Here is a 25658-nt window from a genome sequence, read left to right as displayed (position 1 = left end):
CCCCTATGACAGAGACGGCACTGCTCACCATGACCGGGATCGTCAAGGAGTTCCCCGGGGTCCGGGCGCTCGACGGTGTCGATCTCGACGTCCGCGCCGGGGAGGTGCACTGCCTGCTCGGCCAGAACGGTGCCGGCAAGTCGACGCTGATCCGGGTGCTGACCGGTGCCCACCAGCCCGACGCGGGCGAGATCCGGATCAACGGCGAAGAGGTTCAGCTCAACAGCCCGACCGCCTCGATCGACCGCGGCATCGCGGCGATCTACCAGGAGCTCGACCTTGTCCCCGGTCTGTCCGTGGCCGAGAACATCTTCCTTGGTCACGAGCCGTCCCGCTTCGGCTTCAGCCGCCGTCACGAAGCGGCCTCGAAGGCCCGCGAGATCCTCCAGGGTCTCGGCCACGGCGAGATCCCGGTACGGCGTGAGGTCGGCTCGCTGCCGGCCGCGGGGCAGCAGGTCGTGAGCATGGCGAGAGCGCTCTCCAGGGACGCTCACCTGATCGTGATGGACGAGCCCTCCGCCGTACTGGATCCCGAAGAGGTCGCGAACCTCTTCCGGGTGATCAAGGGTCTGACCGCTCGCGGGGTGGCCGTGGTCTACATCAGCCACCGGCTCGAGGAGATCCGCGAGATCGGCGACCGGGTGACCGTGCTGAAGGACGGCGCGACCGTAGCGACCGGCTTGGACGCGCGGGAGACGCCGACCCAGGAACTCATCCGGCTGATGACCGGCCGCTCGATCGAGTACGTCTTCCCGCCCCGCGCCGAGATCCTGAGCACCGCCCCTGTGGTGCTGTCGGTCGAGGGGTTGAGCAGGCCGGGTGAGTTCGCGGAGATCTCGTTCGAGGTGCGGGCCGGCGAGATCGTCGGCTTCGCCGGCCTGGTCGGTTCCGGCCGCTCCGAAGTACTGGAGACCGTGTACGGCGCGCGCCGAGCGGCAACCGGCCGCGTGACGGTCGACGGGTCCGAGCTGCGGCCCGGCCGGGTGCAGTCCGCCGTGAAGGCTGGTGTCGGACTGGCTCCCGAGGAACGCAAGAGTCAGGCACTGCTGATGGACGAGGCCGTGTTCAAGAACATCACGGTCTCGACGATGGATCGCTTCGCCAGCGGCGGTTTCCTGAACCGGACCGCCGAGCGCGCAGCAGCCACCAAGCTGGCCGAGTCGCTCGACGTCCGCCCACCTGGCGTCGACCGCCCGGTCCGGAACCTGTCCGGCGGCAACCAGCAGAAGGTCGTGCTGGCTCGTTGGCTCCTGCGGGATTGCCGGGTGTTGCTGCTCGACGAACCCACCCGGGGCGTCGACGTCGGCGCCCGCTCCGAGATCTACGCCCTGGTTCGCAAGCTGGCCGCCAGTGGTGTCGCGATCGTGCTGGTCTCCAGCGAGGTCGAGGAAGTGCTCGGTCTGGCCGACCGGGTCGTCGTACTGCGGGAGGGGCAAGCCGTCCACACGGGACCCGCACAAGACATCGACGAGCACCAGGTGCTCGACTTGGTAATGGAGGGAAGCTCGGTGTGAGTGAGGCACCTTTGGAGACAACGACTTCTTCGACCCAGGCAACGGTCGCCCCGCCGACAGCGCAACGTTCGACGAGTCTGCTCAGCACTGGCATCGGCCGGAATCTCGGTCTGGTGGTGGCGCTGGTCGTGCTCTGCATCGTGGGGGCGGTGACCGCGGGCGACACGTTCGCGACCGGGCCCAACGTGCTGACGATCCTGCGGCTGGCCGCAGTGGTCGGTGTGGTCAGCATCGGAATGACGTTCGTGATCACCGGCGGCGGAATCGACTTGTCGGTCGGAGCGATCCTCGCGCTGTCCTCGGTCTGGGCCACGACGCTGGCCACCCAGCAGTTGGCGGACAGCTACGGCTGGATCGTCATGGTCAGTACGGCGCTCCTGGTAGGCGCCGCGTGTGGCCTGGTGAACGGACTGCTGATTGCCTACGGCAAGATCGTGCCGTTCATCGCAACGCTGGCGATGCTGGCTGCGGCACGCGGTCTGGCCGAGATCATCTCGGACCGCCGGACCCAGATCGTCGCGAACAACTCGTTCGTGGACTTCTTCGGCGGCTCGCTGATCGGCGTACCGGTGCTGGTCTGGATCTTCCTGCTGGTCGCCGCGGCCGGCTGGGTGGTCCTGAACCGGACCACGTTCGGCCGCCGGACGTTCGCCGTCGGCGGCAACGCGGAAGCGGCCCGCCTCGCGGGGATCAAGGTGCAGCGGCACACAGTGGCGCTGTATGTCCTGGCCGGGCTGTGCTGCGGGATCGCCGCGGTGATGCTGATGGCACGGACGACAACGGGGAGCTCGACCCACGGTCAGTTGTACGAACTCGACGCGATCGCGGCGGTGGTGATCGGCGGCACGCTGCTGTCCGGTGGCCGCGGCACGATCGTCGGCACGGTGTTCGGCGTCCTGATCTTCACCACGCTCAACAACGTCTTCACCCTCAACAACCTGAGCATCTCCGCCCAGTCCGTCGCGAAGGGCCTGATCATCGTGATCGCGGTCCTGCTGCAGCAACGCCTCGCCAGTCGCACCACCAGTTCATAGGAGACACCGATGTCCCGTTCCGCCCGTACCATCATCGTTGCCGGCGTTGGCGTGCTCGCCCTGGCCGCCTGTACCAGCAACACCCCGAAGGCCGAGACCACCAACGACGCGGCCAACACCTCGGCCGTGTCCGCCGGGAAGAACGACGAACCCGGCAAGAAGGTCAAGATCGGCTTCTCCGCGCCCGCCGCCGACCACGGCTGGATGGGTGCGATCACCAAGGCCACCCAGGCCGAGGCGAAGAAGTACTCCGACGTCGAGCTGATCGTTGCCGAGGGCACCAACGACGTGAACCTGCAGATCAGCCAGGTGGAGACCTTCATCAACCAGAAGGTCGACGCTATCGTGCTGCTGCCCTTCGACGGCGCCGCCCTGACCGCGGTCGCGACCAAGGCGATGGAGGCCGGGATCACGGTCGTCAACGTCGACCGGGAGTTCGACAACCCGGCCGCCGCGCGCACCACGGTACTCGGCGACAACTACGGCATGGGCCGGTCGGCCGGCAGCTACATCTGCTCGCAGCTCAAGGACAAGAAGGACGCGATCGTCGCGGAGATCGCGGGCATCGACTCGCTGCCGCTGACCCAGGACCGCAGCAAGGGCTTCAAGGAGTCCCTCGCGGGCTGTGGGCTCAAGGTGAACAACCGGGTCGCGGCCGAGTTCACCGTCGAGTCCGGTGAGAAGGCAGCGGCCAACCTGTTGCAGGCGGCCCCGAAGATCGACGCGATCTGGAACCACGACGACGACCAGGGCGTCGGCGTGATGGCGGCGATCAAGAACTCCAACCGCAAGGACTTCTTCCTGGTCGGCGGCGCCGGTTCGGCCAACGTCATGCGCGACATCAAGTCCGGTACGTCGTTGGTCAAGGCAACCGTCGTCTACCCGTCCACGCAGGGTGCCGACGGCATCAAGCTGGCCCGGCTGCTGGTGCAGAAGAAGGCCCTCGGCGACCTGGTGGAGGTCGAGGTCCCGCGCAAGGTCCAGCTGTTCGCACCGGTCGTCACCAAGGACAACGTCGACCAGTACCTGCCGTCCGCCTTCGAAAGCTAAGGAAACCTCAGATGACCGACCTCGGCATCGGCCTGATCGGGTATGCGTTCATGGGCGCGGCCCACTCGCAGGCCTGGCGGAGCGCGCCGCGCTTCTTCGACCTGCCGCTCAACCCGACGATGACCGTCCTCTGCGGCCGCAACGCTGACGCCGTACAGGCTGCTGCGGGCAAGCTCGGCTGGCAGGAGACCGAGACCGACTGGCGCAAGCTGCTCACCCGCGACGACGTACAGGTCATTGATGTCTGTACGCCGGGGGACAGTCATGCCGAGATCGCGATCGCGGCCCTGCAGGCCGGCAAACACGTGCTGTGTGAGAAGCCGCTGGCCAACACGGTCGCCGAGGCCGAGGCCATGACTGCGGCCGCCGAGGCCGCGAAAGCAAACGGCGTCCGCTCGATGGTCGGGTTCACCTATCGCCGGGTCCCGGCGATCGGGCTCGCCCGGCAGCTGGTTGCCGAGGGCAAGCTCGGTACCATCCGGCACGTCCGGGCGCAGTACCTGCAGGACTGGATCGCCGACCCGGAGGCGCCGCTGTCGTGGCGCCTCGACAAGGAGAAGGCCGGCTCCGGTGCGCTCGGCGACATCGGTGCGCACATCATCGACCTGACGCAGTACATCACCGGTGACAACATCGCCGAGGTGAGCGGCCAGCTCGAGACCTTCGTCAAGGAGCGCCCGGTCGCCGCCTCGGAACACACCGGCTTGTCCGGTACGGCGGGCACCGAGCGCGGCCCGGTCACCGTCGACGACGCGGCCGTGTTCCTGGCGAAGTTCGACTCGGGCGCACTCGGTGTCTTCGAGGCGACCCGGTTCGCGACCGGCCGCAAGAACGCGATCCGGATCGAGATCAACGGCAGTGCGGGCAGTCTCGCCTTCGACTTCGAGGACATGAACGTCCTGCACTACTACGACGCGACCGAAGACTCCCGGACGGCCGGCTTCCGCCGCATCCTCGCGACCGAGGCCGTCCACCCGTACGTCGAGGCGTGGTGGCCACCGGGTCACCTGCTCGGCTACGAGCACGGATTCACCCACCAAGTCGTCGACCTGGTCACTGCGATTGCCGAGGGCACCGATCCGGCGCCGTCGTTCGCGGACGGGCTGCGGGTCCAGCGTGTGCTGGCCGCGATCGAGACCAGTTCGACGTCCCGACAATGGCAGGAGATTCCCGCATGAACTCATACACACCCAGCAGAGACGACAAGTTCTCCTTCGGTCTGTGGACCGTGGGCTGGGAAGGCGTCGACGTCTTCGGTACGGCGGTTCGCCCGGCGATGGACCCGGTCCACGCCGTGGAGAAACTCGCCGAGCTCGGCGCCGCCGCCATCTCGTTCCACGACGACGACCTGGTACCGGACGACAAGACCCGGACCCAGACCCTGGAACGCTTCACCAAGGCCCTGGCCGACACCGGCATCGTGGTCGAGATGGCCACCACGAACCTGTTCAGCCACCCGGTCTTCAAGGACGGCGGCCTCACCGCCAACGACCGTCAGGTACGGCGGTACGCGCTCGCCAAGGTGCTGCGCAATCTCGACCTGGCCGCCGAGCTGGGCGCGTCGACGTACGTGCTGTGGGGCGGTCGCGAAGGCGCCGAGTCCGGCGGCTCGAAGGACGTCCGGGCCGCGCTCGACCGGTACAAGGAGTCGATGGACATCCTGTGCGCGTACGTACGCGAGCAGGGCTACAACATCCGCTTCGCGATCGAGCCGAAGCCGAACGAGCCGCGCGGTGACATCCTGCTGCCGTCGATCGGGCATGCCATTGCCTTCATCAACGATCTCGCGGACCCGAAGCTGGTCGGGATCAACCCCGAGGTCGGGCACGAGCAGATGGCCGGCCTGAACTACGCGCACGGGATCGCCCAGGCGTTGTGGCACGGGAAGCTCTACCACATCGACCTCAACGGGCAGCACGGTCCGCGGTTCGACCAGGACCTGCGGTTCGGGGCCGGGAACCTCCGCGAGGCGTTCTGGACCGTCGACGTACTGAACGGATCGGAGGGCCGGCCCGGCTACGACGGGTACGTGCACTTCGACTACAAGCCGCCGCGCACCGAGGACGAGGAGGGCGTCTGGGAGACCGCGCGGGGCTGTATGCGCAACTACCTGATCCTGAAGGACAAGGTGGCTGCCTTCCGGGCCGACCCGGAGGTGGCCGAAGCACTGGCCGCGGCCCGTGTCGCGGAGTTGTCCGAACCCACCCTGGCCGAGGGTGAGTCGCTGGCCGACCTCCGTGCTCAGACGTACGACCGGGAAGCGCTGGCCGAGCGCGGTCTCGGGTTCGAGAAGCTGGACCAGCTGGCGATGGAGCACTTGCTCGGCGTTCGCTGATCCTTTGCAGTAAAGACAACACCACGTCCCGCGCCGGGCAGAGCACGGGAATAGCAGGAGCGCGCACCTTATCCGACCCATGAGGAGCTCCGATGATCCAGCTACGCCGGCACGGCACATTTGCCGCTGCCCTCGTGCTCGCCCTGGTGGCGGCATTGCTGGCCCCGTTACCGGCCCGGGCACATCCCGGGCACGGTGACGAGACCTTCAACGCCCTGATCTTCAGCAAGACCGCAGGTTTCCGGCACGACTCGATCCCGGCGGGAATCCAGGCCATCAAGGATCTGGCCGCCGGCAACAACTTCACGGTCACCGCGACCGAGGACGCCTCGATGTTCAACGACACCGAGCTGGCCAAGTACGAGGTCGTGATCTGGCTCTCCACGACCGGCGACGTACTGAACGCGGACCAGCAGGCGTCGTTCGAGCGCTACATCAAGGGCGGCGGCGGGTACGCCGGTATCCACGCGGCCTCGGACACCGAGTACGACTGGCCGTGGTACGGCAAGCTCGTCGGCAGCTACTTCGACAGCCACCCGGCCGGTACGCCGACCGCCACGGTGAAGACCGAGGACCACGCGCACCCGTCGACCGCCGAGGCGCCGACCAAGTGGCAGCGCACGGACGAGTGGTACAACTACCGCACCAATCCCCGCGGTACCGTGCACGTCCTCGAGTCACTGGACGAATCGACGTACAGCGGCGGCAACATGGGCGTCGAGCACCCGATCACGTGGTGTCAGGACTACGACGGCGGCCGTGCCTGGTACACGGGCATGGGACACACCATCGAGTCGTACGCCGACCCGACGTTCCAGAAGCTGTTGCTCGGTGGCATCAAGACCGCCGCTGGTGTGCAGCCCGCCGACTGTGGCGCTTCGCTGAGCGACAGCTACGAGAAGGTCACCCTCGACGACAACACCTCGAACCCGATGGAACTGACGATCGCGAAGGACGGCCGGGTCTTCTACATCGACCGCAACGGCGCGGTGAAGATCGTCAAGACCGACGGCTCCGTCGTGACCGCGGCGACCCTGGACGTCTACACCGGTCAGGAGTTCGGGCTGCTGGGGATCGCGCTCGACCCGGCCTTCGACACCAACGGCTTCCTGTACCTGTACTACTCGCCGGCCGCGGCCGATCCGCACGACCAGGTATCCCGGTTCAAGGTGACTGGTGACACTCTTGACCTGGCCAGCGAGAAGAAGGTTCTGCGGATCGACACCCAGCGCGATCAGTGTTGCCACGCGGGTGGTGCGCTGGAGTTCGATGGCAACGGCAATCTTTTCGTTGCCACCGGCGACAACCGGAACCCGTTCGACTCCGACGGCTACTCGCCGCTGGACGAACGTGCGGGCCGCGCGGCCTGGGACTCCCAGGGCAGCGCCGCGAACAGCAATGCGCTGAACGGCAAGATCCTGCGGATCCACCCCGAGGCCGACGGCACCTACACAATCCCTTCCGGCAACATGTTCGCGCCCGGAACAGCGAAGACCCGCCCGGAGATCTACGCGATGGGCTTCCGCAACCCGTTCCGGATCGGCATCGACCCGACCACCAACCACCTGTTCGTCGCCGACTACGGCCCCGACGCCGGCCAGGTCTCGCCGACGCGCGGCCCGGACGGCCGGGTCGAGTGGGACATCCTGGACAAGCCGGGCTTCTACGGCTGGCCGTACTGCGTCGGCGCGAACACGCCGTACAACGACTTCGACTTCGCCACCGGTACGTCGGGAGCGACGTTCAACTGCAACGCCCCGGTCAACGACTCGCCGAACAACACCGGCATCACTCAGTTGCCCGCGGCAATCCCCGCCTCGCTCTGGATGGGCAAGTCGACCACCGGTTCGCCGGAGATCGGTGGCAGTGGCGCGCCGATGACGAGCGGTGCCTACCAGTTCGACGCAGCCAGTACGTCGGACCGCAAGTGGCCGGCGTACTTCGACGGCAAGGCCGTGTTCGCCGACTGGAACGACAGCCGGCTGTTCTCGGTCCAGCTGACCGACGACCGGACTGGCGTCAGCGACGTGTCACGGATGCTGGAGAAGCTGAACTTCATCCGGCCGCACGCGTTGCAGTTCGGACCGGACGGCGCCCTCTATGTCATCGAGTGGGGGAGTGGGTTCGGCGGCAACAACGCCGACTCCGGGATCTACCGGATCGACTATGTGCAAGGGAACCGGGCACCGATTGCCCAGTTCACGACCGACAAGACGTCCGGTCCGACACCACTGGCGGTCGCCTTCGACTCCACTGGATCACGAGATCCGGACGGGCAGCCGATCACGCTGGCCTGGGACTTCGATGGGGACGGGACGACCGACAGTACAGAGCCCAAACCGTCGTACACCTACAGCACGCCAGGTGTGTTCACCGCGCGATTGACGGTGACCGACCCGGACGGCCGGACCGCGGTGTCGAACAAGACGATCACGGTGGGCAACACCGCGCCGACGATCTCGATCGAGGCGCCGGTCGACGGTGGGTTCTTCGAGTTCGGGGACACGATCCACTACAAGGTGACGGTGACCGATCCCGAGGACGGGACGATCGACTGTAACGACGTCATCACCCAGCCCGCACTCGGCCATGACCAGCACGCCCACGATTACGAGCAGTACCACGGTTGTGAAGGCTCGTTCCCGCTGCCCGGCGACCAGGGGCATGTCGGGGCGAACATCTTCGGCATCGTCAAGGTGACCTACACCGACAAGGGCGCGCCGGGGACCGGCCGGATCACCACCCAGAAGATCGTCCAGCTGCAGCCGAAGACGCGGGAGGCCGAGTTCTTCAACGAGACCGGCGGCCCGGGCACGACTCCCGGCGTACAGACTGAGGACACCGGCGACACTGCTGGTGGCGGGAAGAACATCGGCTTCATCGAGGACGGCGACTGGTGGGGCTGGAAGCCCACCAACCTGACGAACATCGGCCAGATCCAGTTGCGGGCGGCATCGCCTGACCTGGGTGCGACCGTGCAGGTGCGTCAAGGTTCGCCGACTGATGGGCCGGTGGTTGCCACCATCCAGGTGACGCCGACCGGTGGTTGGCAGACGTACGGCGACTTCACCGCGCCGGTGAGTGGTGCGTCGCTCGCGAGTGGTCCGTTGTACTTCGTGAAGACGACGGGGCAGCTCAACGTCAACTGGGTGAAGTTCATCGGCAAGGGCGTCACGGAGAACGAGCGCCCGGCGGTGACGGTCCAGGCGTCGACGACGCAGGGCAAGGCGCCGCTGAAGGTCGACTTCACGGCGGCCGCGACGGATCCGGAAGGCGATCTGCCGCTGTCGTACACGTGGAGCTTCGGCGATGGTGGGACGGCGACCGGAGCATCGGTCAGTCACACCTACACCACGGCCGGGACGCACACCGCGATCGCGACCGTGACGGACTCGCGCGGAGCAGCCGGTACGGCGAAGGTCGTGATCACGGTGGATACGCCGTCGCTGCCGACCTGCCTGACCGGACGGTCCGACGGGTTCGACGGGACTGCTCTGAACACCGGTCGCTGGTCATCTGTTGTCCGGGGCAACCAAGAGCTATCGGTTGCTGATGGCAAGCTGTCGCTCCCGCTGACCGCTACTGACATCTACGGGACCGGTAACACGGGCGTGCCGAACCTCGTGCTGCAGCCGTTGCCGGCGGGTGCCTGGCAGGCAACAACCAAGCTCACGCTGCCGGCTCGATTGGCCTATCAGCAGGCCGGATTGCTGCTGTACGGCGATGACGACAACTACGCGAAGATGGTGATCCAAGGCCGATCGACGGGTGCACCGTCGGCGGCTGACCGGATCTTCCAGTTCATTCGCGAGGAGGCCGGCGTACCGAGTGAGGTCGCCGGGTCGAACACGGCCAACCTGGGTGCGGACTACCCGGACACCGTGTGGGTGCGGTTCACCTCCGACGGGTCGAACCTGAAGGCGGCGTACTCCGCTGATGGCGCGACATTCATCGAGATGCCGGAGACCAAGGCTTTGGCCGGAATCTCCAACCCGCGGATCGGTGTCTTCGGGCTGGCGAACCGGACCGAGGCGCTGCCGGTCACCGCGTCGTTCGACTACTTCCAGTTGACCCCGGACGACACCGCCGAGCAGCCGGCACCGGACGACGAGTTCACCGGTACGACGCTCGACGCGTGCCGCTGGTCGTCGATCGTGCGCCCGGACCCAACGGCGTACCGGGTGACTGGTGACGGGCTGCAGATCGACACGAGCAAGGGCGACATCTACCAGGGAACGGCGACGAACCCGAAGAACCTGATGTTGCAGCCGGCACCGGATGGCGACTGGACGATCGAGACGAAGGTCGATGCGTCGTCCTTCGATGAGGCGTTCCAGCAGGCGGGCCTCCTTGTCTACAAGGATGATGCGAACTACGTGAAGCTGGACTACCTGACCACGAACCCGTCTGGGTCTCCGGTTGCTCGCGGTTTGGAGTTGCGGAGCGAGGTGGGCGACGTCCTGCAGGAGCCGCAGCCTGGTGCTGGGGCAACGCAGGGAGTCTGGTGGTTCCGGTTGGCCAAGAAGGGTTCCAGCTTCACCGGGTCGTACAGCTCAGACGGCCTGACTTGGACGGCGATGACTTCGGTGGCGAACACTGCGCTTGCCACTGGGGCGAAGTTCGGGGTCTACGCGTTCGGTGTGGATCAGGCGGCTTCGAAGACGGCCAAGTTCGACTACTTCAAGCTGGTGCGGGACACGACGGCGCCGACTGTGTCGCTCTCGCTGAACCCGTCGGCTCCTTCCGGTCAGGCCGGGTGGTGGACGGATCCGGTCGTGGCAACCGCTCTCGGGACGGATGACCAGGGTGGTCAGACGTATCTGGAGCAGAAGGTTGGCGACGGCAACTGGTCCGAGTACACCGCTCCGGTGACGTTCTCGGCCGACGGCACGCACACGCTGCAGGTGCGTGCGTCTGACACGGCCGGCAATGTGTCGGAACCGCAGTCGGTGACGGTGAAGATCGATCGAACGGCGCCGACCGCGACGGTCAGCGGTCTTGCCGCTGGGGACTCGCTCGGGGTCGCTTCGACGGCGACGGTCAGTGCCAAGGCAGCGGATGCCGGTTCGGGTCCGGGCGCAGTGACGCTGGCGATCGACGGTCAGGCGGTACCGGCCGGCGGGAAGCTTGACGGCGCCGTACTCGGTCTTGGTGCACACAAGCTGACCGCCACCGCACTCGATGTGGCAGGCAACAAGTCGGTGACCACGGTGGCGTTCACGGTGGTCTCGTCGTACCCGGAGGCGCTGAAACTCGTAGAGCGCTTTCGCGTCTCCGGGAAGCTCTCGCCGGCGCAGGCCACGGTGATGAAGGTGCAGCTTGGGCTGGCGCAGCGCGCGGTCGAGCGCAAACAGCCCCTGGTCGCCCGGATCGCCATGGATCTGTACCTCGCGCAGGCCAAGTCGGTGAAGGACGTGCCGACCCGAACCCTCCTGACCGCCGTCGGCCAGGACCTGAGGAGCAAGATCCGCTAGCCGTCCCGCAGTTGTTGCGGGACCCCAAGACGTCGCCGTCGGAGAACGCTTCCGTACCCGGGTGGTTCGGCCCCACCCGGGAACGGGGTAGAGCGCTCTCCGGCGGTCGGCGGGGGACCACCCGGTCCTCGTCCCCGGCGGCACCTCGCGCTCCGGTGTCGCCGGGGGCACCACCCCCTGTTGTGTGCGAGCTGAGGAGTTTGTGATGGCACGACCGATCACCCTGTTCACCGGCCAGTGGGCCGACCTGCCGTTCGAGGAAGTCGCCCGGCTGGCGTCGTCGTGGGGATACGAGGGCCTGGAGATCGCCTGCTGGGGTGATCACCTCGACGTCCGCCGTGCCGCCGAGGACCCGGCGTACGTCCGCGACCGGCTGGACATCCTGGAGAAGCACAATCTGAAGGTCTGGACGATCTCGAACCACCTGCTCGGCCAGGCGATCTGCGACGACCCGATCGATGAGCGGCACCAGGCGATCCTGCCCGCACACATCTGGGGCGACGGATCTCCCGAAGGCGTCCGGCAACGCGCGGCCGCGGAGATGGAGACCACGGCTCGCGCCGCCCGCGCGCTCGGCGTCGACACCGTCGTCGGCTTCACCGGGTCGTCGATCTGGAAGACCGTGGCGATGTTCCCGCCGGTCCCGCCGTCGATGATCGAGGCCGGCTACCGCGACTTCGCGGACCGCTGGAACCCGATCCTGGACGTCTTCGACTCCGTAGGTGTCCGCTTCGCCCACGAGGTGCACCCGTCCGAGATCGCCTATGACTACTGGACGACCACCTTGGCTTTGGAGGCGATCGGTCACCGCGAGGCCTTCGGCCTGAACTGGGATCCGTCCCACTTCGTCTGGCAGGACCTCGACCCGGTCGGCTTCCTCTGGGACTTCAAGGACCGCATCTACCACGTCGACTGCAAGGACGCGAAGCGCCAAGTAGGCAACGGCCGCAACGGCCGCATGGGCTCCCACCTCGCCTGGGGCGACCCCCGCCGCGGCTGGGACTTCGTCTCCACCGGCCACGGCGACGTCCCCTGGGAAGCCTGCTTCCGGATGCTCAACACGATCGGCTACACCGGCCCGATCTCCGTCGAGTGGGAAGACGCCGGCATGGACCGCCTCGTCGGCGCCGCCGAAGCCCTCCAGTTCGTGCGCACCCTCGCCTTCGACCCACCCACCGCCTCCTTCGACGCCGCCTTCTCCTCCTAACCGCCTCGCCACAACCGGTGGCTCACCGCCCGGCCACAACCGGTGGCTCACCGCCCGGCCACAACCGGTGGGCGAGCCGCCCAGCCACAACCGGTGGGCGTGAACAAGAAGTGGTGGGCTTGACCAAGAAGTGGTGGGCTTGAACAAGCTATGTCCTGTTCACGGCCCCCGCAGGGAGTGCACACCCCGAGTTGTGGTCGGCCCACCGCATGGCGAATGGTCATGCGTGCGGTGGTTCACGTCCGAAGGTCTGCTGACGGGGGCCTGCGTGTTTTCGGACGTTGGTTGGGGGGGCGGTTAACGTCCGAAGGTCTGCTGACGGGGGCCTGCGTGTTTTCGGACGTTGGCCGGGGGCGGTGGTTAACGTCCGAAGGTCTGCTCACCAGGGCCCGCGTGTCTTCGGACGTTATGGGGTGGGATGCAGGGTGAAGAACGAGTGGAGGTCTGCGGCGACCAGGTCGGGGACCTCCAGTACGGCGAAGTGGCCGCCGCGGTCGAACTCGGTGTAGTGGGTAACGTCGAACTCGCGCTGGGCGAGGCGACGGACTGTGCTGTCGCCGGGGAAGACGGCGAGGCCGGTGGGAACGGGGCAGAAAGCGCTCTCTGCGCCCCAACTCGACGCGGCCTCGCGGTAGATCCGGCCGGACGAACCCGCCGTGCCGGTCAGCCAGGTCAGGGTGACCGCATCCAGGATCTGATCGTTGCCAATGGCACCTTCCCGGTGGCCGTAGTCGTCGTACCACTCGAGGTTCCAGGCCAGCTGGCCGACGGGGGAGTCGACCAGCGCGTACGCGAGCGTCTGCGGGCGGGTGGACTGGATCGCGGCGTATCCCGACCGCTCGCTTTCCCAGCGAGAGAGCCCGAGTAAGCGCTCTCTCTCGCTCTCACTCAGTTCGTCGTCGTCCTTCGGGAAGGCAAGATACCCGTCGAGATGCAGGCCGATCAGCCGCTCCGGAACCAGCCGCGCGATCGCCGGTCCGATCCGAGCACCCCAGTCGAACCCATGGACGCCATACCGGTCGTAGCCGAGCTGTTCCATCAACGCGACGTAGGCCTGCGCGATTCGCTCGGCACCCCAGCCCGTCGCGGTGGTCGGTCCCGAGAAACCGAATCCGGGCATCGTCGGCACCACGAGCGTGAACTCCGGCAGTAGGTCCATCAGGCAGAGAAAGTCGACACCTGAGCCGGGCCAGCCGTGCAGCAGGAGCAGCGGTGTCTTCCCCTCGACCGCCCGGTGCAGGAAGTGGATCCGCTGTCCGTCGATCTCGGTCAGGTACTGCGGTACTTGGTTGAGCCTCTGCTCGAACCGACGCCAGTCGTACGTCGTCCGCCAGTACTCGACCAGTGACCGCAGCCGCTCCAACTCAACGCCGTATGACCACTCGACGCCTGGCAACTGATCGGGCCAGCGGACCGCATCCAGCCGGCGCTGCAACTCTTCCAACTCGACTGCCGGGATCTCGGCCCGGAACGCGCTCTCTCGCATGTTCTCGAGCCTAGGCACGGTACCGGCCAGGACGTGACCGCTACGCTCGCTGATATGGCCGCCATCTGGCCGGACGCGCCCGCGCTCCGGCGTCCCCGGATCCTGCGGCAGCGGTGGCTCGATCTGACCTTCCTGCACTGGGCGGTCGATCCCGCCGCGGTCGCGCACCTGTTCCCGCCCGGCACTCGCCCGGACGTCTTCGAAGGACGCACGTACGTCGGCCTGGTCCCGTTCCGCATGGTCGACACCGGCCTCCCACACGGACCGTCCGTCCCGTACGTCGGCACCTTCCTCGAAACGAACATCCGCCTGTACTCGATCGACACCACCGGCCGCCGAGGCGTCATCTTCCTCAGCCTCGACGCGAATCGGCTGACAGTGGTCGCGGCCGCTCGGACCGTCTTCGCCCTGCCGTACCGCTGGGCTCACATGACCCACATAGCCTCGGGCGACGCACATACGTACACCTCGACCCTTCGCTGGTACGGCGTGCGCGCGAGCAGCACGATCGTTGTCGAGACCGGTCCGCGCGTCCCGACCGACCCGTTGGCCGACTTCCTCACGGCCCGGTGGGGTCTGCACACCCACCGAGCCGGCCGCACCTGGTACCTGCCGAACTACCACCCGACCTGGGAACTCCACTCCGCAACAGTCACCAAGCTGCACATGCCGGGCCTGTTCCCTTCAGTCGGGCTCCCTGAGCCAGCGGGACCACCCGACCACGTGCTGCACAGCCCCGGCGTACCGGCGGAGTTCGGTCTGCCCCTCAAGCCAGCATTGCTGCCGTCTGCTGCTCGACGAACGGGATTCCGGCCTGACCGGCCCAGCGGTTGACTTCGGTCGCCAAGGCCCGCGACCCTGCTGCGTCGCCTTCGGTTTTGAGTAGTTCGCACAGCAGCGCCTGTTGAGCGAGCGATCCCAGCAGATGCCCGATCTTCTGGCGTAGCTCCGTCGACCGCTCCCACTGTGCCCGTGCAAGCTTCAGATCGCCGGCCGTGTGCGCGTGATCGCCAAGGTGCCGGAGCGCGAGAGAGATCAGGAGATCATCGAGAGCGCTCTCTCCCCGTTTCAGTGCCTCTGTGTAGTGCGCGAACGCCGTCGCCGGCTCGCTCAGCAGGTTGTCGGCGATCGCGCCGGCATAGAACGCCGCCATCCCGGACCGCCCGTCATCAGGTGCGGTATCCCGCAACGCCACAGCATGTGCGTGAAGCGAGCCGCCGCGCTCGCTCAGCCCGCCGAACAACGCCGGCGCGTAGTCCGACCGCAACTGCAGCAACGCGGCATCCCAGCGAACCGTTGCATCGGGCAACAGTTCGAGCGCCTTCCCGAGCGTCGCGAGAGAGCGCTCCCCGTGCTGTGTCCGCCGGGCGAAGTCCTCGTCCACTGACACTCCAGCGAGCGCCAGGGCCACCGCCCGGACGTCCGCCGCTTCCTCCGGCTCGGCCGCCTCCAGCAGCGTGCGCGCGACACCCCACTGACCAGCCAGCACCAGTTGCCCTGCCGCTGCCACCACCGCCGACACCTCGACCTGCACCATCCGACGTCTCCTCACCGATCGTGAACTGGTTCGTTGAAGGTACTTCGACATCGAAATGTTTGACAACAAAGCTTCAGTCGGTGAAAAATCCGATCTGTGAAAGAAGACTTCGTGACCTGGCACGTCGACCAGTGGGAACGCGAGATCCCGGGCTTCGACCGCCGCGTCGAGGGCATCGCGGTCCGGCTGCAGTCACTCGGTCAGTACCTCGACCGCAGTCGTGACGCCGTTCTCGCGAAGTACGACATGCAGTGGTGGGAGTTCAAGACCCTCCACCTCCTGCGACGCAACGGAACGCCGTACCAGGCGACCCCCGGCGAACTCGCCAAACACCTCTCCATGTCACCCGCCGCCCTCACCAACCGCCTCGACGCTCTCGAACGCCGCAAGTACGTCGAACGCCACCACGACCGCGACGACCGCCGCAAAGTCCTCGCCCGCCTCACCCCAGCCGGCCTCGACATCTGGCAACGCGGCATCGGTGACATCCAGGACGTCGAGCAGTCCCTGGTGCGCGCTCTCCCCGAGTCGGACCAGGAGCAGCTCGAAACCCTGCTCAGCGCCCTTCTGCGCGCGACCGAGGGCATGAAAGAGTCCTCCTGTGACTGATGATCAGAGGGCCGGCCAGGTCGCGCGACTACTGTCGGCGTACGACGAGCAACTGCGCGGCGGCAGTGAGGGCGCCGATGTTCCGACGAGTACTGACGGGCCGGTGATCCGGGTCGAGTATCCGCAGCGGGGCTTCGTGAGTTACCGCTCTCTCGAGGGTCTCGATGGTGCTGAGGTGGACGCGCTGATCGGTCGGCAGCGGGACTACTTCGCGGCCAAGGGTCAGCCGGTCGAGTGGAAGCTGCGCGGGCATGATCTGCCGGCGGATCTCCCGGATCGGCTGCGGGCGGCCGGGTTCGAGCCGGAGGACCAGGAGACCGTGCTGATCGCGGAGAGCGCGGACATCGTCGACCGCCTGGCCGGCCGCGACTCCGTCGACGGCGTCACGATCCGGCTCGTCACCGACCGCTTCGACTTCGAGCGGATCGCCGCGATGGAGTCGACGGTCTGGGGCGAGGACTGGTCCTGGCTGACCGACGATCTGGTACGGCGGCACGCGACCGGCCTGACCGATATCTACGTGGCTGAGGCTGACGGCGTGGTGGTCTCGGCAGCCTGGGCGGTCTACAAGGAGAACACCGAGTTCACCGGCCTGTGGGGCGGTTCGACGCTGGCCGAGTGGCGTGGCAAGGGCATCTACAAGGCACTCGTCGCCGTCCGGGCTGCCCGAGCTGTTGCCCAGGGCTACAAATATCTCCACGTCGACGCGTCCGATGACAGCTCGCCGATCCTGCAGCGGCTCGGCTTCCTCGCCGTGACGACCACGACGCCCTACGTCTTCACGCCGTAGTGGTGGAAGATCTGCCCCGGCAGTACGCACGGACGCAGCGCTTCAGCGCCGGGTCCGTCACCGGGCTCGCGCTCGACAGCACCGGTCGTTATGCGACGTTCAATCGCAACGGATCGCTGTGGGTCATAGATGCTGAACGCGGTCGCGAACAGCGCGTTGGCCCGGCCGGCGGCCACAGCACAGCGCGCGGCCGGCTCTGTCTGCAGACCGCCGAGGGAATGTCCGTCACCAACCTCGAAACCGGCGAGCGGACCAACCTCCCGGTGGGTGCCGTCGACGCGGCCCGAATCGATCCCACCGCAACACTGATCGTGTTCGCTCAGTCCGGGGCACTCGAAGTGATCGGCGTCGACGGCTCCGATCGCCGTACGCTCGCCAAGCCGGACGGCGACGCGGTGACCTGGGGCGTTCCCGAGTTCGCGGCCACGCTGTCGATGGAACGAGAGAGCGCTTTCTGGTGGTCTCCGAGCGGCGATCAGGTCCTGGCCGCCCGTGTCGACGAGAGCAGGGTCGAGCTGCGCTACCTGGCAGATCCGACCCAGCCGGATGCGCTGCCGCAGCAGATCCGCTACCCACGAGCCGGTACGGACAATGCGCAGGTGACCCTCAGCCTGATTGCTTTGGACGGCAGTCGCGTCGAGGTCCAGTGGGACAACGTCGAGTTCGAGTACTTGGTTCAGGCCACGTGGACCACGGAGAGACCGCTGTTCGCGGTGCAGAGTCGCGACCAGCGCCGCGTGCACCTGCTCGAGGCTGATCCGGTGACGGGGGAGACAACCGTCGTACGGGAGGTGACCGACGAGCAGTGGGTCGACATCCGGCCGGGTACGCCGTCGCGAGCTGTCGACGGACAACTGGTCTGGATCGAACGTGACCTCGGGTGCGACACCAATCGGCTCCTCGTCGGCGCGGAATTCGTTACGCCGCCGGGTCTTCAGGTGGCCGAGATCCGATCCAGCAACTCAGCCGGGATCGCGTTCCTGGCGCAGACCGAGCCGACCGAGACCCAGCTGTACCTCTACGACGGAGAGCTGCGCCAACTCACCGAGACCGCCGGTGTCAACGACGGATTCGTTGCCGATGGCACCTTGGCGCTGGACCGCCGCACAATGAACGACCGCCGGATCACGGTCAACAGCCACGGCATCCATTCACGTCCGGAGCGGCCCCTCCTCGAGCTCGACGTGAAGTTCATGAGTGCCGGCGCCGACGAACTGCGCACCGCGGTCTTCCACCCCTCTTGGCACCGCCCCGGCATGCCGAACCTGCCCGTCCTCCTCAACCCGTACGCCGGCCCCGGCTTCCAGCTCGTGATGGCTCATGGCGCGCCGTACTATGCCGTCTCCCGCTGGTTCGCCGAGCAGGGTTTCGTTGTGATCAGCACCGACGGCCGCGGGACGCCCGGCCGCGGACCGGCATACGAGCGTGCCATCCATGGCGACTTCGTGACCCCGGTGCTCGACGACCAGGTCGAGGCTCTGCAGGCTGTTGCCGACCAGTACGGCGACCTGGACCTGAGCCGGGTCGCGATGCGCGGCTGGAGTTTCAGCGGCTTCCTGTCCGCGGCCGCGGTGATCCACCGCCCGGAGATCTTCCACGCCGGAATCGCCGGCGCCGCGGTCGCCGATCAGCGCCAGTACGACACCTACTGGAAAGAGCGCTTCATCGGGCACCCCGACGACCACCCGGGCGCCTACGACCGGACCAGCCTGTTGCCCTACGCAACCAATCTGACCCGGCCGCTGCTCATCATCCAGGGCCTGGCCGACACGAATGTCTGGAGTTCACACGCCCTCCGTTTCAGCGGCGCCCTCTCCGCGGCAGGCAAACACCACGAACTGATCGTGCTCCCCGGCGAAGGCCACCGCGTCACCGACGAGAACACCATTGCCAACCTGCTCTACCGTGAGCTGGACTTCCTGCGCCGGTCGCTGGGAGTCGCCGAACGCTAGTCGCGGCGGAGGATGGTCTCCTCGATCTCGGCGCCGCGCGCGTTGGCGTGGCCGACGTCGGTGCCGGTGATGACGAAACCTGCCTTCTGCAGCACCCGGATCGAGCCGGCGTTGTCACTGGCTGCTCGCGCGTGCAGCGGACCCGCGGGCAGGCGCTGAATGAGGAGAGCGAGGGCTCGGCTCGCGATGCCCTGTCCCCAGAACGCACGATCGATCCAGTAGGTCACCTCCCGCTCGCCATCCATCTCCCAGCTGCCGACGGTCCCGACCAGCTCGCCGTCGCGAGTGACGGCGAGGTGCGTGAGCTCAGGATCTGATCTCAGCTTGGCAATGTGGGCGTCGAACGCCGCGCGGTCGTTGGGATCCTTGTGGGTGAAGGCCGCCATCCGGACCGACTCCGGGTCGCGCATCTGCTCGAACAGCGCATCGAGATCGCTGTCCTCGACCTCGCGCAAAGCCACGTCAGCCATGGTTCTTCCTCCTGCCGTTGTCCTCCCGGCAACGTATCAACGGCTTCGGACAGTTTCAGGTGCGGAGCCGGGCGACGATCAGGTCGGCGACGGCGCGCATGCCGGCCGCGTTCGGGTGGTACGGGACGAAGCCGCGGAGCATCTGGAACGGTTGCAGGCTGAAGCCGGTCGTCCAGGGCTCGGGGGAGCCGATGGCGTGGTCGCGACTGGCCGCGGACGCGGCGATCAGGTCCGCGCCGGTGGCGGCCGCTGCTTCGGCGAACGCGGCGGCCAGGCCGTCGGCCATCATCGCGACGCTCGGCAGTTGTTCCTCGTTCAGCGGTACGTCGAGACGCGGGCGGGTGCTGGGACCGACGAGGGTGAGGTAGTCGACGAGCACCACGCGAGCGTTCGGAGAGCGCTCTCTGATGTTCTCGACGACCGTGATCAGTGAGTCTGCGGAGGCTTGGTACTCGGCGTCGTCCTTGAGGTAGCTGACGCGCGCCCGGATCCGGTTGGCGACCCGGCGGCCGAGGACGGTGGCCGGCTTGGCGAGAGTGTTGAGGGCGCTCCCGCGCAGGAACGTACCGACGTACTCGAGGTCGTTGCCTCCGGCAGTGATCGTGACGAGCGCGGTATCGGGGCCGACGGCATCGAGCTGAGGTGGCGCGTCGTCCTGGCGGGTGTCGAGCAGATGGGCGGTGGTGGCGCCGGAGTACGTGACATCGGTGAGGTCGAGACCGAGCTCCGCGGCGACGAGGTGCGCGTAGTTGTGGCCCGATCGGCCCGCCGGCTTGTGCACGATCGGACGGATACCAGGGCCCGCTGCGAACGAGCTGCCAAGGGCGACATACCGACTGCCGGGTGGGATCACCGGCCAACCATAGCTGTGAGCTGGCACCATAAGTTCCGCAGTGTGGACGGCGATGTCACAAGGCAGACAGCTCGCCGGTCTCCAGCTGGGAAACCAACACCTCTCTGAAGGGAACAGCTCATGCGTGGAGTCACGCGGAGAGCGCTCACCGCGTTCTCGATCACCGGTCTGGCGGCGGCGACGCTCGCCGTCGTCCCGGCCACCGCGGACGCGACGCCGCCGTCCGGCGTCACCGGCGAGATCCTGTGGCAGCAGACGGTCGGCGACACGGACATCATCTACCGCAAGATCACCATTCAGCCGGGTGGGACGACCGGCTGGCACTTCCACGACGGCAACCTGCTCGCCCGGGTGGCCGAAGGCACCCTCGACCACTTCGGCAGCGACTGCAAGTCCGACGGTCACTACCCGAAGGGTTCCGTCTTCCGCGAGCCCGACCACCAGGTCCACATCGGGCGCAACCTGACCGGCAAGCCGATCGTGCTCCTGGTCTACTACTTCAACCCGAAGGGCGCGCCGCTGTCCGAAGACGCGGCCAACCCGGGCTGTTCGTTCCAGTGAGAGAGCGCTCGCCGGGGCAGATCTCCACGCCCCGGCGGGCACCCTCGCCGTACCGGTCGGCCCGTGCCCCGGCATACTGCACCGCGTGAGCGACGATGTGTTCGGAACGGCCGGGATTCGCGAACGAGTGCTGGCAGGTTGGTCGGCAGCACCAGTCCGGTTCCGGGAGGACGCGAACGCGGAGGAAGACCTCGCCCTCGGCGGGTACGTCGACCGCCTGGTGATCGAGCTGGCGCAGAACGCCGCCGATGCCGCCCTCCGGGCGGGAGTCCCGGGCCGCGTGCTGTTCGAGTTCCGCGGCAACACGCTAGTCGTCGCCAACACCGGTACGCCGTTGTCCGCGGAAGGCGTCGAGTCCCTGGCAACGCTTCGAGCGTCCGCCAAACGCGACGAGGTCGAGTCGGGGCCGGCGGACGGAGCTGGAGCCGGGGCTGGAGCGGCGGGGGCGGTCGGGCGATTCGGCGTCGGCTTCTCGGCCGTGCTGGCTGTTTCGGACGAGCCTGTCGTGTTGTCGCGCTCGGGCGGCGTGCGGTTCTCCAAGGCCGACACCGCCGCATCCATCGCGGCCCTCGGTGCCACCGCGCTCGACACCGAGGTGCGACGTCGTGATGGCAAAGTTCCCGTCCTGCGCCTCCCCTTCGAAGCCGAGGGCGAGCCGCCCACGGGCTACGACACCGCCGTCATCCTCCCGCTGCGCGACGACGCCGCGGCCTCCCTCGTCGCTCGCCTGCTCGCTGAAGCCGGCGACCCGCTCCTGCTCGCTCTCCCCGGACTCTCCCGCATCGAGATCGAGACCGAGGAGGGGACCCGCGTCCTCGAAGACGCCGAGTCCCGCTGGTGGATTCACCGGACCGCCGGCACCTTCGACCACCAGGAACGCGAGCACCTGCTCGCGGATCGCCCGATCGAAGAGCGCTCTCGCCCGTTCTACTCAGTTCTCTGGGCCCTCCCGCGCGACCCCAGTACCGCGCTCCCGAACGTGGTACAAGCACCGACGCCCACCGAGGAAGCGCTCTCCCTCCCCGCGCTGCTGCTGGCAACATTCCCCCTGGACCCAACCCGACGCCACGTAGCGAAGGGCCCACTCACCGACCGCTTGGTCCAGGAGGCAGCGACCGCCTACGCCAACCTCCTCCACCAACGCGCCGAGGCCACCAGCAACCCACAAGGCGCAGACCTCGCCGCGGGCTCCTACGGCGTGTCTGCCGGTTCCGACGGTGGGTCGTCCGGCGGCGTGCCTTCTGGCTTCGAGAGCGGCGCCTACCCAGACGCCCGTGTTGGCTCAGGTGGTCAGGGTGGGGTGCTGCATTTGGTGCCGACGGGGCTTGCGGCGGGGGTGCTGGATCAGGCGTTGCGGGAGGCGATTCTTGCGGTGCTGCCGGCGACGCCGATCGTGCGTGCGGTTGAGGACGGTGCGTTGCTTCGGCCGCGGGATGCGGTGGTTGTTGAGGGATCCGATGAGGCGTTCAATCGGGTGCTGGCGCCGATCGTTCCGGGATTGATCGGTTCAGCGCGGCAGGACCGGCTCGCGTTGGACGCGCTCGGCGTTCGGCGGTTGGAGTTGGCCGAGGTGGTGGACCAGCTCGGGTCCGCTGCGGCCGACGAGAGCCCCGAATGGTGGAGCGCTCTCTATGCGTCTCTCTCGAGCATGGTGACCGACGCGCTCCTGCGCGAATCCCTTGGTACGTTGCCGGTTCCGCTCGCCGACGGCCGGCTCATCCGTGGCGCACGTGGATTGCTGCTGCCCGGCCCGGAACTCCCCATCGACGTCCTCAAAGAGTTCGGCGAGTACGGCGTTCGCGTCGTCCATCCGGCCGCCGTCGACCCAGCGCTCGAACGACTCGGCGCGATCCCGGCCTCTCCGCGGTCCCTCCTCGAAGACAGCGCCGTACGGACCGCTGTCGAGCACTCGGCCGAGGCAGATGACCCGGAGGCGGTCGCGCACGCCGTACTCAGCCTGGTTGCAACCGACCCCACGCAGGCCGAGGGCCTGTGGTGGTTGTCGGACCTGCTCCTGCGTGATTCGGACGGCGAGCTGGTCCCAGCAAACGCTCTCGTGGTTCCCGGATCCGACGCTGAGGCGGTGCTCGACGACGAAGAGGTTGCTCCAGTCGACGCAGCAGTCCTCGAGCGTTATGGACTGCCCGCGCTCGCGGCTGTCGGCGTACTCGCGACCCTCGGCACCATCACCTCCGCCGATGTCGCGTTGGACCGGTTGCCCGAGGCACTCAAGGATCTCGACGCGATCGAGGACTGGGCGTACGACGTCGCACCGGACGGTTCCCGGTACGGCGCAACGGTCGGCGAGCTGACCGCGATCCGGGATCTCGACTGGATCAAGGACGACGCCTGGCCGCGAGTCCTCGGGATCCTCGGTACCGAACCCGACCTGCGCCGCGCGCTCGTCACCCAGGTTCGCGTGATCGGACCGGACGACCGCCCGCTCGGCGTGCCGTCGTACTCGGCCTGGTGGATCAGAGAGCGCGTTCTCCTCGAGGACGGCGAACCGCTCGCCGGCCGAGCCGATCCCGACGCGGATCCGGTTCTCGCCGCGTTCCTCGACGAAGCGCCGGGGTGGACTCGCGAACTCGATCCTGAGGTCCGTGCGGCCGTCGGGCTGGTACGCGAGGTCGGTGATCTCGACGCGGATGGAATCAGCCTGGTCCTGGAGCGATTGGCAGACCCGGAGCAAGAGATCGCAGAGAGCGATCTCTTGCGTTTCTGGCGACAGCTCGGGACGTTGCCGTTGTTCCCCGGTGACGCACCCGATCACGTCCGGGTGCTGGGGGAGGACGGCTGGACCGAGGTGGTCGAGGCCGAGGCGGCGGTCGTCGCGGACAACCCGATGTGGTTGCAGCGCTCCGATCTCGGCGGCTTCGTCATCGCCTCCGGCGCTGCGGCCGACGGGTTGAGCGATCTCCTCGACGTACCGCTCGCGCAAGAAGTTGCCGAGGGCAAGATTGACGGCGACGGTACGGCGGCCGACGTACCGGACCTGGTGCGGGAGCTCGTGCCCGAGGTGCCGTCACTCTGGTGGGAGCACGAAGAGTTGACCGTCGACGGTGTCGAGGTCTCATGGTGGGTCGACGCCGAGGGCGCACCGCACGCGGCGACCTTCGACGGCCTCGCCAAAGCCCTCGCCTGGGCCAGCTCCCGTTGGGATCGCCGCCACGTCATCCGCGCCGTCCTCAACGAGCCTGACCGAGCCTCCGAACTCCTCACCGACGCCTCCTACGACTAGGCGAGTCCCGACCGACCGGTGTGATCCGCCTTCGCCGGCGTGCGAACCACAGGTAGCCCTCACTCTGTCCGGTCCGCTCGAGGGCGCGCCGGCCGTCGAGCCCGTGAGCGAGCCCTCACCACCGGCACCGTCGGCTGGTCCCTCCTGATCAACGCCGCCTACCTCACCGCCATGGGCGCCACCGGCATGTACATCGCCTCCCGCCGCCTAGGCAAACTCCTCCTCGAGTAATCCAGCGCCGGGGGCGCCGTACCGCGTACACCTACTGGCGACCGCGGACACCCGACCAGATGTCCCCGCCCCCCATTAGGTGTCCGCAGTACCACCCATCCCCAGCCACCAGTTCCTGGTCGTACCTCGTCGGTCCTCCAAAGCGAGGACTGCTGGCCGTCGGCAACGACCTTGCTGTTCAGCACGACGCTTACCGCTTCCGTCACTCCACACACTCCATCAGTGCGGACGTATACACGGATCCGTGGTCGTCTTTGCTGTGATGTTTCCCCTTGTGGATAAGGGATTCTGGCCAGCTAGCGATTTGCATGGGTTCAATCGATGTGCGTAAACTAGAACGCATGTTCGACGATGATGATTTGACGCTGCTGTCGACGGCCGACCTGCTGGAGTCGGCCGTCGGGCAGCGTGCGTTGGCGAACCGGGCCGATGCCCGGGCGCTCGAACACGCCCTGGTCTACGCCGACCGTTTCCACCCCGACTCGTGTGCGCCGCGGTCTGGTCGCCGTGGGTTCGAGGGTCGTGAACGTGGCGTGGTGCTGGGTGGCGAGGGCTGCCCGGAGATCCTGGAGTTCGCGATCGGTGAGTTCGCGGTCGTCATGGGTGTCTCCCATCGCGTCGGTGCCGGAATCATCGGTGATTCCTTGGCATTGCGTCACCGGTTCCCCTTGACCTGGGTCAAGGTCTTGTCCGGTGAGGCGACGCCATGGAAGGCGTGCCAGATCGTGCGTGACTGCGTCGGTCTGTCCGAGGAAGCCGCCCTGTACGTCGATGGCCGGGTCGCGGACTTGATCGACTCCATTACCCCGTATCGGCTGGACAAGATCGTCAAGGCCGCGAAGATGCACGCCGACCCCGACGCCGCGCGTGCCGAGGCCGCTGCGAAGGTCCGCGAGCGCGGAGTGTTCGTAGGTCGTTCGGATGAGCACGGCACTAAAACCATCTATATCCGTACGTCGGTCGGCGCGGCGACCCGCTTCGACGCTGTCATTGACGCGCTCGGTGATGCTCAGCAGTTCCTGGGTGATACCCGCTCGCTGCAGTTCCGTCGTGCCGAGGCGGTCGGCATTCTGGCCGATCCCGTCTTCGCCCAAGAACTCCTAGCCCAAACCCGCCACGCCGCCACCGCGACGACCCCGGACACCCAAGGCGCCCCGGACACTCCAGCCCAGGCCCCGCCGGCCCCCAGTCCGACCACGTCGCAGACCCCCACCCAGGCGTCCGCGGCCTCAAGCTCCGCTGCCTCGAGCGTTCCCACTCGCAGTGCAGACGTTCCCGCTCGCGGCGCTCCAGACCCGCAGCCCCCCACCCGCA

Annotated in this window: 19 protein-coding genes; 14 read left to right on the top strand and 5 right to left on the bottom strand. The window is 67.4% G+C overall.

Features of this window, described 5'->3' with window-relative positions:
* Positions 1 to 5 precede the first annotated feature (5 nt).
* From ACFVWG_RS21735 to ACFVWG_RS21705, 7 genes are all read left to right on the top strand, one after another.
* Positions 6 to 1514, top strand: a complete 1509-nt coding sequence (locus ACFVWG_RS21735) for a sugar ABC transporter ATP-binding protein (protein ID WP_391545162.1) — start codon at positions 6 to 8, stop codon at positions 1512 to 1514.
* Positions 1511 to 2548, top strand: a complete 1038-nt coding sequence (locus ACFVWG_RS21730) for an ABC transporter permease (protein ID WP_391545161.1) — start codon at positions 1511 to 1513, stop codon at positions 2546 to 2548. The genes ACFVWG_RS21735 and ACFVWG_RS21730 overlap by 4 nt, the downstream gene beginning before the upstream one ends.
* 9 nt (positions 2549 to 2557) lie before the next feature.
* Entirely contained in the window at positions 2558 to 3598 is a 1041-nt protein-coding gene (locus ACFVWG_RS21725; RefSeq protein WP_391545160.1) for a substrate-binding domain-containing protein, read from the top strand.
* Positions 3599 to 3609: 11 nt separating this feature from the next.
* The gene (locus ACFVWG_RS21720; RefSeq protein WP_391545159.1) at positions 3610 to 4776 is read left to right on the top strand and encodes a Gfo/Idh/MocA family protein; all 1167 of its coding nucleotides are present in this window, start codon (positions 3610 to 3612) and stop codon (positions 4774 to 4776) included.
* Positions 4773 to 5933, top strand: coding sequence for a xylose isomerase (gene xylA / locus ACFVWG_RS21715; RefSeq protein ID WP_391545158.1), 1161 nt, complete (start codon positions 4773 to 4775; stop codon positions 5931 to 5933). The genes ACFVWG_RS21720 and xylA overlap by 4 nt, the downstream gene beginning before the upstream one ends.
* A gap of 92 nt (positions 5934 to 6025) precedes the next feature.
* The gene (locus tag ACFVWG_RS21710; RefSeq protein WP_391545157.1) at positions 6026 to 11407 is read left to right on the top strand and encodes a ThuA domain-containing protein; all 5382 of its coding nucleotides are present in this window, start codon (positions 6026 to 6028) and stop codon (positions 11405 to 11407) included.
* A 205-nt stretch (positions 11408 to 11612) separates the two neighbouring features.
* Positions 11613 to 12614 (top strand): sugar phosphate isomerase/epimerase family protein, encoded by a 1002-nt coding sequence (locus tag ACFVWG_RS21705; protein ID WP_391545156.1) that lies wholly within the window; start codon positions 11613 to 11615, stop codon positions 12612 to 12614.
* A 406-nt stretch (positions 12615 to 13020) separates the two neighbouring features.
* On the opposite strand, the gene ACFVWG_RS21700 is transcribed toward ACFVWG_RS21705, so the two are convergent.
* Positions 13021 to 14100 (bottom strand): epoxide hydrolase family protein, encoded by a 1080-nt coding sequence (locus tag ACFVWG_RS21700; RefSeq protein WP_391545155.1) that lies wholly within the window; start codon positions 14098 to 14100, stop codon positions 13021 to 13023.
* Between the two features lie 54 nt (positions 14101 to 14154).
* Between ACFVWG_RS21700 and ACFVWG_RS21695 the strand changes: the two genes are divergently transcribed.
* Positions 14155 to 14934: a YqjF family protein gene (locus tag ACFVWG_RS21695; RefSeq protein WP_391545154.1), complete on the top strand. Its 780-nt coding sequence runs from the start codon at positions 14155 to 14157 to the stop codon at positions 14932 to 14934.
* Here ACFVWG_RS21695 and ACFVWG_RS21690 read toward each other — a convergent pair.
* A complete protein-coding gene (locus ACFVWG_RS21690; protein ID WP_391545153.1) occupies positions 14867 to 15637 on the bottom strand; it encodes a hypothetical protein in 771 nt (256 codons plus the stop codon). The two genes, ACFVWG_RS21695 and ACFVWG_RS21690, sit on opposite strands and share 68 nt — an antisense overlap.
* Before the next feature lie 96 nt (positions 15638 to 15733).
* On the opposite strand from ACFVWG_RS21690, the gene ACFVWG_RS21685 reads away from it, so the two are divergent.
* Genes ACFVWG_RS21685 through ACFVWG_RS21675 form a run of 3 tightly spaced genes read left to right on the top strand, consistent with a single transcriptional unit; the run spans position 15734 to position 18988 of the window.
* Positions 15734 to 16246, top strand: coding sequence for a MarR family winged helix-turn-helix transcriptional regulator (locus tag ACFVWG_RS21685; protein ID WP_391545152.1), 513 nt, complete (start codon positions 15734 to 15736; stop codon positions 16244 to 16246).
* Positions 16239 to 17036, top strand: a complete 798-nt coding sequence (locus ACFVWG_RS21680; RefSeq protein ID WP_391545151.1) for a GNAT family N-acetyltransferase — start codon at positions 16239 to 16241, stop codon at positions 17034 to 17036. The genes ACFVWG_RS21685 and ACFVWG_RS21680 overlap by 8 nt, the downstream gene beginning before the upstream one ends.
* A 2-nt stretch (positions 17037 to 17038) precedes the next feature.
* Complete coding sequence (locus ACFVWG_RS21675) at positions 17039 to 18988, top strand: prolyl oligopeptidase family serine peptidase (RefSeq protein WP_391545150.1); 1950 nt, start codon at positions 17039 to 17041, stop codon at positions 18986 to 18988.
* Here the strand turns inward: ACFVWG_RS21675 and ACFVWG_RS21670 are convergent.
* Entirely contained in the window at positions 18985 to 19458 is a 474-nt protein-coding gene (locus ACFVWG_RS21670; protein ID WP_391545149.1) for a GNAT family N-acetyltransferase, read from the bottom strand. The genes ACFVWG_RS21675 and ACFVWG_RS21670 overlap by 4 nt on opposite strands.
* Before the next feature lie 55 nt (positions 19459 to 19513).
* Complete coding sequence (locus tag ACFVWG_RS21665; RefSeq protein WP_391545148.1) at positions 19514 to 20311, bottom strand: SGNH/GDSL hydrolase family protein; 798 nt, start codon at positions 20309 to 20311, stop codon at positions 19514 to 19516.
* Between the two features lie 120 nt (positions 20312 to 20431).
* Here ACFVWG_RS21665 and ACFVWG_RS21660 point away from each other — a divergent pair, with 120 nt between their 5' ends.
* From ACFVWG_RS21660 to ACFVWG_RS21650, 3 genes are all read left to right on the top strand, one after another.
* Entirely contained in the window at positions 20432 to 20872 is a 441-nt protein-coding gene (locus ACFVWG_RS21660; protein WP_391545147.1) for a cupin, read from the top strand.
* Positions 20873 to 20957: 85 nt separating this feature from the next.
* Positions 20958 to 24113, top strand: coding sequence for a sacsin N-terminal ATP-binding-like domain-containing protein (locus ACFVWG_RS21655; RefSeq protein ID WP_391545146.1), 3156 nt, complete (start codon positions 20958 to 20960; stop codon positions 24111 to 24113).
* A 39-nt stretch (positions 24114 to 24152) separates the two neighbouring features.
* Positions 24153 to 24344 (top strand): hypothetical protein, encoded by a 192-nt coding sequence (locus tag ACFVWG_RS21650; RefSeq protein ID WP_391545145.1) that lies wholly within the window; start codon positions 24153 to 24155, stop codon positions 24342 to 24344.
* 332 nt (positions 24345 to 24676) lie between these two features.
* Here ACFVWG_RS21650 and ACFVWG_RS21645 read toward each other — a convergent pair whose 3' ends face one another.
* Positions 24677 to 25438: a hypothetical protein gene (locus ACFVWG_RS21645; protein WP_391545144.1), complete on the bottom strand. Its 762-nt coding sequence runs from the start codon at positions 25436 to 25438 to the stop codon at positions 24677 to 24679.
* Positions 25439 to 25658 lie beyond the last annotated feature (220 nt).

The sequence above is a fragment of the Kribbella sp. NPDC058245 genome (assembly GCF_042882005.1).
Classification (GTDB): Bacteria; Actinomycetota; Actinomycetes; order Propionibacteriales; family Kribbellaceae; genus Kribbella.
Note: the sequence above shows the minus strand (reverse complement) of the source record. Positions and strands in the feature narration are given on the sequence as shown.